We start from the raw sequence: 11416 nt of genomic DNA on the forward strand, positions 1-11416 counted from the left end.
CAGCATATCCGTGCCGACTTTCTCAGGAAGAAAACCTGATTACTGACTCGCTTATTGCGCGAAACACCGGGCGCCGCTGGCCAGTTCCTGCTCAATCTTAAAGGAATCAAAGGGCTCACTAAATTAGAATGATTATCATTCCATCACATGGGGCTGTAGTAGTAAACGTCAGGCAATGAAGTGGAAAAAAGAGAAGCCCGGCGGAGTAAAAACCGGGATTTCATTTTTTATATCCCTCTGAAATTGAATATATTATTTTCGTAATCTGTTCTGCAAAACTCGCCCGGAATAGCCCTGATATCCCGACACACCTTCGTAGCGTTGACTACTACAGTTACGTACTTCATCATGATTCTTAAAGGATAATGATAATTCTTCTCATGCATCATTGAGAAGAGTTATGCATGATCGCGCAAGTTTTAAAGACTCAGCCAGAAGGAATAACAGATTGAACCCGGACAGCCCCCTGCCCGCTCCAGCGCAGTACCCCTCTGAAAAGAAAAGCGTTATCAGGATTACCGCAAAGCCAGAACTTGTGCCGTTGGTTGAAAAAATCATTGCGGCATTCCGTCGCGTTCACCCTGATATTCCGGTCGCCGCCACTTTTTGCCATGACGATGCCGCGTTTGCCTTTCTGATTAACCGACGTTCCACGATGGCGCTGATTGAAAGAGAAATTACGCCCACGGAATCCGTGCCGTATAAAAAGCAGCGCGGCTCGGCACCGTTTTCTGTGAAGCTGGCGGTCAGTCCGGCAACGCCAGCCGTGTACGTGCATCACAGTAATCCGCTGACTGAAATTTCGGTGACGCAACTTTCACAGATTTTCACGCGCGGAAATGCACAGGGTGATTTTTCGAACTGGGGACAACTCCTTTCGTCTTCTCACGATGCCAGTATTCTGCCGCTGAGCCTGCCGGAAGACAGCGCCCTTCAGGTGTTTTTACAAAAGCATTTATTTGCCGGACGTGAGCTGACTGCGCGGACTGAATATGTGCTGGATTCGGCCACGCTTCTGGCGCGGCTTGAGAATATGCCAGACGGCATTGGCATTGCTGACTCCGCCGGAGAACATCCGCTATTACGTAAAATGACGCTGACGGGCCAGGCGCGCGACCCGCTTACCCGTTTTCTGTCTCTTTATCTGCCCGCCGGTGAAGGCCACGACGCACATAGACTGGCCGGTTTCCTGCTCTCCGATGACGGTCAGACAGTAATCGCAGAGACAACCTGTCTGCCTCTGGAACCTGCTGAGCTCGCTCAGCAGCGTGCAATATTCGCGGTGCATTCATGAATTCAAACACAGTAAATCTCCCGCTGCCGATTGTCGGAAATGACGGCATGGCCTCTCTGATCCTTCCGTGGTGCGCACTTTTCCGCGAAGCGAATCCGGAAATTTCTTTCGACTGCACGCTGGAAGGCTCGTCAACGGCGATTATGGCACTGGCGGCGGATGCCAGCTGGCTGGCACCGATGTCGCGCGCGCCGTGGCCTCATGAACTGGCGGCTTTTGAGCGCGTAAAAGGTTACCGGCCGACGGAAATCCATGTCGGATATACCGGCCACGGACCGCGACCGGAAGCCAAAAGTCCGCCTGCGATTTATGTTCACCGTGATAACCCTTTGGCGGGACTGACGATGGCGCAGCTGGCCTCGGTTTTCTCTTCAGGGCAAAGCTGCGGAGATATCACTAACTGGCAGCAACTAGGGCTCGAAGGCAAATGGCATAAACGGCGCATTCATCTTTATGGCCTGCGAGATAACGGGAAATACGCCACCGCATTCCGGTATGCGCATCTGGCCGGGCGCCATTATCCTGCCCATTATGAAGGCCTCGCCGATCGCCGCGCCGTGATTGAAGCCGTGGCGCAAGACCCGTTCGGGGCGGGCTGTCTGGGCTGGTGTAACGCGGCACTGTTCTCTGACGACGTGCGTATTTTGCCGCTGGCCTCAGAAGCAAACACCGCATTTTATTCGCCGGATTTAGTCAATGTGGCGCAGGGGAACTATCCGCTTTCAAGCTATGTTTCGCTCTGCTTTGACCTGCCGCCGGGAGCCACGCTGGATCCGCTGGTTAAAGCCTGGCTGGAAATGACGCTGTCTGATGAAGGGCAAACTATTGTGGCTGATCAGACCCACAGCCCGGAAGGATACGTGCCGCTGGAACCGTCGATGCTGGCTTATCAGCGGCAAAGACTGGCAAACCTGTAAGTCGCTCCCGAAGTACACTGTAAAAAAATGGCAGCAATGTGAATGAACAGGCGTAACTGTGAAAAACCCGAAAACTAAACCCAACCGCTCCGGCCCGGATCTCTACGGCGAACGTTTCCGCCTGCGTAAAAACCAGTTATCGCCACGCTTGTTTGCTGTTGCGCAGTATATTCATACTCACCGTGGCGCAGTGCTGGATAAAACCGCCATGGAAATCGCAGCGGATACCCAAAGCTCAGATGCTACGGTCGTGCGTGCCATTCAGGCGCTGGGATTTTCCGGCCTGCGCGACCTGAAAAATGTGCTGGCCAGTTATCTCGGGGAGACGCTGACGTCGTCGGCAAAAATGGCAACTACGGTGAATTCCCTGACTCCGGATACCAATTCCAGCATTGATTTCGTGCTCGACGGCTATCTTTATACCTGCCAGATGCTGTCGGAGGAGAAGAACCGGCTGGCACTTTCGCGTGCCAACGCGTTGTTGAAAACCGCCGACCGGATAGCCATTTTTGGCATCGGAGCTTCCTCTCTGCTGGCGGAATATACCGCCCGTCTGTTCAACCGTAACGGGACGCCCGCGTATGTGCTTAACCGTACCGGCGCGTCGCTGAGTGAGCAACTGATCGGCATGCGTCCGGGCGATGTGCTGATTATGATGGCGCAACGAAGCGCCCATCGGGAAGGTGTCACAACGCTGGCAGAAGCCAAACGCCTGGGGATTTCAACTATTTTACTGACCGGCTCGGCCGAATCCGTTTTTATCAAAGAAGCGGACTGCGTGGTGTTTATTCCTCGCAGCGCTGATGCGGAAAAAATCCCCGTCCACGGCACGCCTGTCATTTGCCTCGAAATTCTGGTGCTGGCGCTGGCCGCCTCTTCACCAAAAGTCCCGCTTCAGACCATGAACCGGCTTTATGAGCTGAGTAATTCCATGACCAAGCCCCGCAAAAATCCGCGCGGATATTAAGACGCAGAAACCCCGTCCGGGACAACCGGACAGGATCGCGCTCATTTCTGATCCCCAAAATCACATCTGATATTGAGCGTCGGTCACTTTTTCCAGCCACTCCACCGGGCTGCCGTTAAGAGATTCGGCAATTGCAATGTGAGTCATGGCATTTTCCGGCGTAGCGCCGTGCCAGTGTTTAACCCCTTCAGGGATCCACACGATATCGCCGACATTCATTTCACGAATTTCACCGCCCTCTTCCTGCAACCAGCCACGGCCGTGAGTGATGATCAGCGTCTGGCCCAGCGGATGCGTGTGCCATGCGGTGCGCGCGCCCGGTTCAAACGTCACGGTTGCACCCCCGACGCGCGCAGATTCAGTACCGCTGAATGGCGTATCGATGCGCACCTTGCCGGTAAAATAGCTTTCCGGGCCATTCTGTGAAGGAACAGAACCGCTTTTGGTAATTCTCATTTTGTCAGACATTTTACTCTCCGTTTTCTCGTTCTGATAAAAGGTACAGACATTCCGTTTAAACGACTAGATGACAAAATATGAAAGGAGCTATGAGCGGGATTCATAAATAAAACACAAAGCACGGCAGCTTCAATATTAGAAAAATTGATAATTTATTGATTTTTATTAGAATTTCATTCATCCTTTGCGAACTTTAAGAAATATTGTATTTTTCGCATTTGCGGCCCGCCTGGAGCGGGCTTTTTTATGTTTTTAACACTGAAATTTGACTTAGGAATTTATTTAACACAATTAATCTACCCGACGAACCGCCCGGCACGGATTACCACAGGCAACAACGCCCTTTGGAATAGAACGAGTCACTACGCTGCCAGCACCAATTGTACTTCCCGCTCCGATGGTGACGCCTGGCAGAACGATGCACCCTCCGCCAATCCAGACATCATCACCGATTGTGACCGGTTGCGCGCTCCCGATATGTTCCCTGCGTAAATCACAATCCAGCGGATGTTGAGCGGTATAAATTTGCACATCTGGCCCGATAAAAACGTTATTCCCAATACACACCGGCGCGCAATCGAGCAGGACAAAATTGAAATTGATGAAAACGTTGTCCCCAAACGTTGTGTTAATACCGTAATCGATACGCATGCCTTTTTCAAAATGCACGTTGTGCCCAACCTGACCGAATATTTTTCTGATCAGGCTGTCTTTCTCAGCCACCTGACGCGCACCCAGTGCATTAAACTCGTCCACTTTGTCCCGGGTTTGGTAGCGGATTTCAATAAGTTCTTCATCATTAATCGGATAATCCAGACCGTTAACCATGCTTGTCAGCGCAGACATAATCTTCTCCCTGTTCAAAAATTTTTCAACCGGCTTACTGCCCGATATCCCGCAGTTTTTTCCCTGCCATCAGATTTCTTTCAATCTGTTCAAGCGTTACGTTTTTCGTTTCAGGAATAAGAATAAAAGTAATCACAACAAAAGCGAGATTCAGTGCGGTGTACAGCCAGAATGTTTCTGCGGCGCCAATATTGTCCATCAGCGTCAGGAAAGTCGCACCGATAATCATGTTGGAAATCCAGTTGGTGGTCGTTGAGCAGGTGATCCCAAAGTCGCGGCTTTTGAGGGGCTGAATTTCAGAACACAGGATCCACACCACCGGCGCAGCGCTCATGGCATACCCGGCGATACACATCATCGTCATCCCCACCGACAACCAGGAAAGCCCGGCTCCCGCCGTTCCGTGATTAAACTGCTGAAGGCAATATCCCAACACCAGCGTCCCGAGCGCTATCACGCTGAAACCTATTTTCAGCGCAGGTTTACGCCCCGCGTTATCAACCATGCCGATAGCAATGAAAGTCGCCAGCACAAACGTCAGGCCGACAATAATCGTGGCAATCATCTGTTCCTGTGTGCTGGTAAATCCTGCCAGATTAAAAATTTTCGGCGCGTAATACATGATGATATTCATGCCGGTAAATTGCTGCATGGCCTGCAATAACATGCCGAGATACACCGCCCGACGCACATTGCTGTTGGTTTTAAATAAATTCCACCCGCCCTGTTTTAACTTCAAACTTTCACGAATTTCATTCAGTTCCTGACGGGCCTTTTCAGAGGTATCGCGCAGCATCCGCAGCACACGTTCCGCTTCAATATGTTGTCCTTTCGCCGCCAGCCAGCGCGGGCTGTTGGGTAAAAAGCAGACCGCGAGCATCAGAACTAATGCAGGGATCGCCAGAACCCCCAGCATGGCGCGCCAGTCGCCGCTTGCGCTGAACGCCGTATCAGACAAAAAGGCCAGCAAAATACCGAAAGTCACCATCAGCTGATACATCGCGATCATTTTGCCGCGGATAGTTTCTGACGCCATTTCAGAGAGATACAGAGGCGCAGTATAAGAGGCGATGCCAACTGCAAATCCGAGGATCAGACGAGAAACCATCAGAATTTCAACACCTGAAGCAAACGCTGAGCCAAGCGAACCGAGAACAAACAATAATGCTGCGGCCATCAGGCTGTATTTGCGCCCCAGCCGGAAAGAGAGCCAGCCATTGGCAAGCGCCCCGAATGCCGCGCCGAGCATCATAATGCTGACGACCCATTCCTGCTGCCGGCTGGTAAGGACGAAATGGTCAGTAATAAAGGGAAGCGCACCCGAAATCACACCGATATCAAGGCCGAACAACAGCCCGGCCATCGCCGCCGCGAAAGACACAAAGAGGTTCATCACTTTGGTATTTTTTAGTGGATTTTCAGTCAGTTTTGCTACATCAGATGACGACATTTTTTTTCTCCGGATAGAAGGAAACACAGCGACGGACATCAGAAAAAAATAAATCCGGTCTTCACGATAAGCACAACGCCCCCCGGCAGTGAGAGCAGGACGGGTACATATATAAACAATCGTGCTGCGCCGGATTTTTTGTGATCAAGATCACCAGCCCGCAGCAATCACATTAAATAAACGTGTCAGCCGAGCCCTCACGATTTGCGAGACACTTTCCAAATCTGAATTAAAAACACTGTAAATACATACAGCTTGTTTCTTTATTTCTCGGTCAGGAATAGAGTCAACCCGGTAAAGGCGGCCCGGAAAGCTGCTTCAATTTTACTGACTCGGGATAAACATCATGATGAATTTCGAAAGCGGCACAGCATTTCAGCAAAACTCAGTCACCGTTTTTCGCTCACTGGTTGCCGGGCTGGATCTGGGGAATTTTAACGAGGGGCAGCTTTACGACCTGAGCGCACTGGCGTCAGAATCCGCCGAAGGTTTATGCCAAGGCTTACTGTGCCTGAGTGAAGGGCTGGAGAACGGAGAATTGTTGCCGCCCGAAGGCATTTTGCAGGTCAGCGCCTACCTGAAAGCCTCAGCGCATATCTTGCCGGTCCTGTTTGAGTTGTCGGAAAAAGCCAGCGATAAGCTGGGGAAAGTGAAGAAAAAGATAACTTACCCGATGATGTGACCATCACTAGCAGGCGTGCCGGGTTACGGGATTAATTGCTGCATAAAATATTCAAAGAAAGATGAAACCACGGTAGCGGCGGGCCTTATGGGTAAACGGAGTAAATGCATGGGTCTCGATACCGGCGCGTAATCGGGTAATACGCGGTTCAGCCGTCCGGCCTCTATATCATCTTGCAGCGTGACGCAGGAATGCATAACTACGCCCAGACCAGATAACGCGGCCTGACGGATAGCTTCACCGGAATCCACGGTAAGGCGCGGGACGATATCTACATCAATCTGACCGTCCGGCCCCAGGAGTTGCCAGCGATGAGCGGAGCGCCACTGGCTGAAACTGACACAATGGTGGCGGGCTAAATCAGCGGGCGTTGCCGGTGTTCCGTGAGTCTCCAGATACGACGGTGAGGCTGCAAGCACCATCTCATAAGGCGGTAAAGGAACGGCGACATATCCTTCGTCCTGAAGATTACCAATGCGTATCGCTATCTGAAAACGCTCTTCAATCATATCCACGCGCCGGTCGCTCAGAACCAGATCGGCGTTGACGGCGGGATAGCGTTGCAGAAATTTCGACAATATTGGCGTGAGGATACGCTGACCAAACGCAACCGGCGCGCTGATACGCAGCATGCCCGTCACCTGTTCGTTAAGATGACGCGCCAGAGAATCGGCATCTTCAATCGTTGCGAGGATCTGCACTCCGTAAAGATAAAAACGGTGCCCTGCTTCCGTCAGCCCCTGACGCCGGGTGGTCCGGTTAATCAACACGCAGCCCGTGCGAGTCTCCAGCATCTGGATGTGCTTACCGACCATAGCAGGCGTGATACCCAGCTTATCGGCGGCGGCCGTAAAACTTCCGGATTCTGTCGCGGTGATGAATGATTCGACACACTTCAGGTAATCCATTGCTCTGCTCCGTGAGGATAAAATGAAGCATTATAAATTTTTATTATCGAATAAATAAAGCAGAGCGCTGTTTATCTCCTGCGACCGCTTCACGATAATCGCCGCAATATTCACAAAGATTAAGTTAAGGAAAGGCAATGAAAGCACTGGTTTTTGAAAATCCGGGTTCGGCCGATGTATTGCATATGCATGAGGCGGCCGATCCTGTTCCGTCTTCAGGAGAATTACTGGTTGCGGTCACCGCAGCCGGGCTAAATTTTGCTGACATTTACCGCCGTCAGGGCCGTTATCCGCTGGCAGGAACCTCGCCGTATATCGCAGGTTATGAAGGGGCTGGCCGGGTCATTGCTGTTGGTGAAAATGTGACCGGCTGGAAAACTGGCGATCGCGTTGGTTTTGCCGATGTCCCGCTGGCGCACGCCAGCCATATCCGGGTGCCGGTCGACCACGCAATCCGCTTACCGGAATGGCTGTCTGAAACTGATGCCGCCGCTGTTTTGCTGCAAGGCCTGACTGCCGATTATCTGCTTCACGATGTGCTGCCTTTACGTGCCGGAATGCACGTCGCAGTACTGGCTGCCGCGGGTGGCGTCGGGCGTTTATTGCTTCAGATGCTAAAACATCAGGACATCCACGCCTTTGCTGTTGCATCGAGCCTGGAAAAGCAGAAATCTTGTCTGGAGCTTGGCGCTGATGCTGCTGCAAATTATGACACCTGGCCTGAGCAGGTACGTGTGTGGCAGAGCGCAGGTTGCGATGTGGTATTCGACTCCGTGGGAACAACGCTAACCCAAAGTCTGGATTCCCTAAAAGACGGCGGCCGTGTAGTGCTGTTCGGTATGTCCGGCGGAGCGCTTGCTGAATTCGACCCAACCCGCCTCCAGCTCAATTCTCACGGCATTCTGGGCGCCGATCTCTGGACGTACCTGACCTCCGCCAAAGAGCGCCAGTACCGCGCAGACCGGCTTTTTGCCCTGATTAAAGAAGGCAGCGTAGTTCTTCCGCCAGTTACTCAGTTTGCATTATCATCCGGCGCAGATGCACACCGACTGCTGGAAACCCGAAGCTTCAGCGGTAAGATTGTGTTGGTGCCATAGGGGAAATTGTTTAGCGGATTTTTGAACCCTGCAGGATTCGAATACAACCGTTATAACCCTTGTTATTACAGTATTTTTCTCTGTTCGAAAATTGACCCTGCCCCAAAATCCTGCTCCATTCAGAAACAGAATTCCGGCATGATAATGACTCCCCTGAACGGAGGATGTGCCAATGAAAAAGTCACGATTCACCGAAGAGCAGATTGTTTTTGCCCTGAAGCAGGCCGAACTGGAGACGTCCGTGCCGGATGTCTGCCGTAAGCTGGGTATCTCTGATGCCACTTTTTACACGTAGCGCAAGAAGTACGGCGGAATTTCCCCTTCTGAACCCAAACATATGCGGCAGCTGGAAGAGGAAAATCTGCGGCTGAAGAGGCTGGTTGCAGACCTTAGCCTCGATAAGGCCATGATGCAGGACGTGCTGGCAAAAAAGAGCTGACGCTGGCACGTCTGCGCGAATGGGTCAGGGATTTACAGACCCGATACGGTGCCAGCGAAAGACAAATCTGTTTTGCGCTGCGACTCAGCCGCAGACCGTTCAGGTATCGTTCCGTTGCTGCCGATGACAGTGCGCTGTGCCTGCGCATCCGCGAGATCACCGAAACCGCATTACGGTTACCGCCGGGTACACGTGATGTTCAGGCGGGAAGGCTGGCGCGATAATCACAAAAGAATCTACCGCCTCTACTGTGAGCAGGGTCTGTATCCGAATCACGTCTGGGGCTTGGATTTTGTCTCTGATGCATTGTTTGGCGGGCGACGACTGCGCCTGCTGATGGTTATCGACCTGTACACCCGCGAATGCCTGGGGATCTGCGTGGGGCAGAATTTGCGTTCAAAAGAAGTGGCAGAAATGCTGAATAGCATAGCGCTCAGACGTCCTTTACCTCAGTTGCTGAAAACCGATAATGGTTATGAATTTGCAGGGAAAATGCTGAATAGATGGGTGTACGAAAGAGGCATCAGAATCGACTTCTCACGCCCGGGGACACCGACGGACAATGCGACGGTGGAGTCATTCAACGGCAGGTTAAGGCAGGAATGTCTGAACGAGAACTGGTTTATTTCTCTGGAGGATGCACGGTGCAAAATCGAGGCCTGGCGCATACACTATAACCAGAGGCGTCCCCATTCTGCGCTAGGCTGGATGACCCTGTCAGAATTTGCTGAGAAGTCTGCCGGTTGCCAGAATACATAACCAACATGAGGCCGGTTATTCCTGATAATGACTGGATCATATTCGGGGTCAGGGTCAGGTACCGGCGGGGGCGATAACGTTAATCTGGTAGACTCCGCGAAACACTTTGGCCTGCCGACTGAGGTCGATAGCAGTCGTCGTTGCGGGCATGACGTGGGATTCCAGATAGATTCCATCTGGAGGATTAAACCCGATATTGTCAAAAGCAACCGGCAGCCTCCGCGCTTCTGTCCACTCACCGAGTCGCGCCTCAAGCAGCTGAGTTTTAACCTGTTGGCTCACGGTCTCACCTCCTGCACTGATTCAGTAAAGAAACGCTGAAACTCTTCAGCGGTGATGCGCACAATGCCACCGGGTGCCTGTTTGGAATGGCCGAACTCCAGCAGATATGCATAAGGCTCGTTGTTGCAGAAGTAGATGGATTTGGTACCAACCTTAAACTATGACGCCTGCAAAGTGGTACGTGAGCAGATTGGCAACCATCAAAAATGGGTATTTGTTCACACCACCGCGAGCAAGCGTTCTGACGGGTCAGTTACCGCGGCAGTTAGAGAAATGCGTGCCGATACGAATACGGCATGGCGTTTGGCGCTGAAACGCGCCGGGATCGAAAACTTCCGCTTTCACCACCTGAGACATACTTGGGTAAGCTGGCTGATTCAGGCCGGGGTCCCGTTGTCAGTTCTTCAGGAAATGGGCAGCTGGGAGTCGATCAAGATGGTAGGGCAGTACGCGCATCTGGCGCCGAATCATTTAACGGAGCACGCGAAGCAGATAGACGATATAATCAGCTGTTTTAACTGGACTATCCTGCATTCACAAGTGGCACACAGGAAAGTAATGACATATCAGTGACACTCTTGCGGCACTGTAGGTGCGTCACTAATTTGTCACCCTCGCAGAAAGAAATCATCCGGGTCATCATGGAGCCCGCCCAACTGCGGCTCGTTACTCCGCAGTGACATCAGATACTCTGTCCTCTCACTGGCTCCTCCAAAGTAAACCCAAACCAATCGTCATATGCCTGACCCAGCCAGAAGCCGACGCCGCGCTTCTTTAGCCGCTGGAAGAACACGTATGTACCCGACTCTATCCAGTCGCGAGTTTCGCCTCGGTAAACAATGTCAAAACCCAAATCCTTCTTCGCCATAAGCACCCCAACAAAACTGTTCATACATACAGTATGTATCATGATGTTTTTGGATTGTGAAGTCTGCCATGAGAGAAAAATCTTAGTAAGCTGATCTTTAAACAGAAGATTCTAAATTTTGATCCGTGTAAAGAAATCAATAGGTATTGAAGGTGTAAATATAACGTAATCATTATCTTAAATTATCTTAACGCTTGTTATCATAATAATTTTAACTACTATTACCCTTCAACTTACGGTAATGATTCAAGCGGGTTCAGAGTGTCTACTAATAAATTGTTGGTTAAGTATATGATTGTTGGACTTTTGAACACCGGGGTAACTGGAGTTATCATATTCTCCCTCATGTACGCAAAATTAAATTTGTATACTGCAAATGCTATTGGATACATTGTCGGGATTATATTTAGTTTTATTCTGAATAGTTTATTTACGTTTAAATCAAGAC

11 protein-coding genes and 2 pseudogenes are annotated in these 11416 nt (G+C 51.2%); 8 read left to right on the top strand and 5 right to left on the bottom strand.

The genetic code is table 11. The features are described 5' to 3' along the window. Nucleotides 1-400: 400 nt before the first annotated feature. The 3 genes from J1782_RS00730 to J1782_RS00740 are packed head-to-tail and all read left to right on the top strand — an operon-like array spanning nt 401 to nt 3178. Nucleotides 401-1294: a substrate-binding domain-containing protein gene (locus J1782_RS00730; RefSeq protein ID WP_256443849.1), complete on the top strand. Its 894-nt coding sequence runs from the start codon at nt 401-403 to the stop codon at nt 1292-1294. Continuing rightward, a complete protein-coding gene (locus J1782_RS00735) occupies nt 1291-2211 on the top strand; it encodes a PstS family phosphate ABC transporter substrate-binding protein (protein ID WP_217152036.1) in 921 nt (306 codons plus the stop codon). Before J1782_RS00730 ends, J1782_RS00735 begins: the two co-directional genes overlap by 4 nt. 58 nt (nt 2212-2269) lie before the next feature. Further along, on the top strand, nt 2270-3178 hold the full coding sequence (locus J1782_RS00740) for a MurR/RpiR family transcriptional regulator (protein WP_217152037.1): 909 nt from the start codon (nt 2270-2272) through the stop codon (nt 3176-3178). A 60-nt stretch (nt 3179-3238) separates the two neighbouring features. On the opposite strand, the gene J1782_RS00745 is transcribed toward J1782_RS00740, so the two are convergent. The 3 genes from J1782_RS00745 to J1782_RS00755 form a co-directional block, all read right to left on the bottom strand. Then, complete coding sequence (locus J1782_RS00745) at nt 3239-3634, bottom strand: cupin domain-containing protein (RefSeq protein ID WP_152326502.1); 396 nt, start codon at nt 3632-3634, stop codon at nt 3239-3241. A 294-nt stretch (nt 3635-3928) separates the two neighbouring features. Beyond that, the gene (locus tag J1782_RS00750) at nt 3929-4483 is read right to left on the bottom strand and encodes a sugar O-acetyltransferase (protein ID WP_193333150.1); all 555 of its coding nucleotides are present in this window, start codon (nt 4481-4483) and stop codon (nt 3929-3931) included. A gap of 34 nt (nt 4484-4517) precedes the next feature. Then, the gene (locus J1782_RS00755) at nt 4518-5933 is read right to left on the bottom strand and encodes a sugar porter family MFS transporter (protein ID WP_217152043.1); all 1416 of its coding nucleotides are present in this window, start codon (nt 5931-5933) and stop codon (nt 4518-4520) included. Between the two features lie 346 nt (nt 5934-6279). Here J1782_RS00755 and J1782_RS00760 point away from each other — a divergent pair, with 346 nt between their 5' ends. Next, nucleotides 6280-6615, top strand: coding sequence for a hypothetical protein (locus tag J1782_RS00760; RefSeq protein ID WP_152326409.1), 336 nt, complete (start codon nt 6280-6282; stop codon nt 6613-6615). Nucleotides 6616-6638: 23 nt separating this feature from the next. Here the strand turns inward: J1782_RS00760 and J1782_RS00765 are convergent, their stop codons facing one another. Continuing rightward, complete coding sequence (locus J1782_RS00765; RefSeq protein WP_152326408.1) at nt 6639-7523, bottom strand: LysR family transcriptional regulator; 885 nt, start codon at nt 7521-7523, stop codon at nt 6639-6641. Between the two features lie 137 nt (nt 7524-7660). Here J1782_RS00765 and J1782_RS00770 point away from each other — a divergent pair, with 137 nt between their 5' ends. After that, complete coding sequence (locus J1782_RS00770; protein ID WP_217152048.1) at nt 7661-8620, top strand: zinc-binding dehydrogenase; 960 nt, start codon at nt 7661-7663, stop codon at nt 8618-8620. A gap of 172 nt (nt 8621-8792) precedes the next feature. After that, nucleotides 8793-9818: pseudogene (locus J1782_RS00775) on the top strand (IS3 family transposase). A 54-nt stretch (nt 9819-9872) separates the two neighbouring features. Here J1782_RS00775 and J1782_RS00780 read toward each other — a convergent pair. After that, nucleotides 9873-10100: a phage tail terminator-like protein gene (locus J1782_RS00780; protein WP_217152050.1), complete on the bottom strand. Its 228-nt coding sequence runs from the start codon at nt 10098-10100 to the stop codon at nt 9873-9875. A 153-nt stretch (nt 10101-10253) separates the two neighbouring features. On the opposite strand from J1782_RS00780, the pseudogene J1782_RS00785 reads away from it, so the two are divergent. Beyond that, nucleotides 10254-10673 (top strand): annotated as a pseudogene (locus tag J1782_RS00785) (tyrosine-type recombinase/integrase); the annotation flags it as partial. Between the two features lie 640 nt (nt 10674-11313). Beyond that, on the top strand, nt 11314-11416 hold a 103-nt coding region (locus J1782_RS00790; protein ID WP_254302873.1), incomplete at its 3' end, for a GtrA family protein.

Source organism: Rahnella sp. BCC 1045, assembly GCF_019049615.1.
Lineage (GTDB): Bacteria > Pseudomonadota > Gammaproteobacteria > Enterobacterales > Enterobacteriaceae > Rahnella > Rahnella contaminans.

Coding starts and splice junctions, on each gene's coding strand:
- J1782_RS00765 (WP_152326408.1), bottom strand. CDS start 7,523: ATGGATTACCTGAAGTGTGTCGAATCATTCATCACCGCGACAGAATCC.
- J1782_RS00735 (WP_217152036.1), top strand. CDS start 1,291: ATGAATTCAAACACAGTAAATCTCCCGCTGCCGATTGTCGGAAATGAC.
- J1782_RS00730 (WP_256443849.1), top strand. CDS start 401: ATGCATGATCGCGCAAGTTTTAAAGACTCAGCCAGAAGGAATAACAGA.
- J1782_RS00760 (WP_152326409.1), top strand. CDS start 6,280: ATGATGAATTTCGAAAGCGGCACAGCATTTCAGCAAAACTCAGTCACC.
- J1782_RS00750 (WP_193333150.1), bottom strand. CDS start 4,483: ATGTCTGCGCTGACAAGCATGGTTAACGGTCTGGATTATCCGATTAAT.
- J1782_RS00770 (WP_217152048.1), top strand. CDS start 7,661: ATGAAAGCACTGGTTTTTGAAAATCCGGGTTCGGCCGATGTATTGCAT.
- J1782_RS00755 (WP_217152043.1), bottom strand. CDS start 5,933: ATGTCGTCATCTGATGTAGCAAAACTGACTGAAAATCCACTAAAAAAT.
- J1782_RS00745 (WP_152326502.1), bottom strand. CDS start 3,634: ATGAGAATTACCAAAAGCGGTTCTGTTCCTTCACAGAATGGCCCGGAA.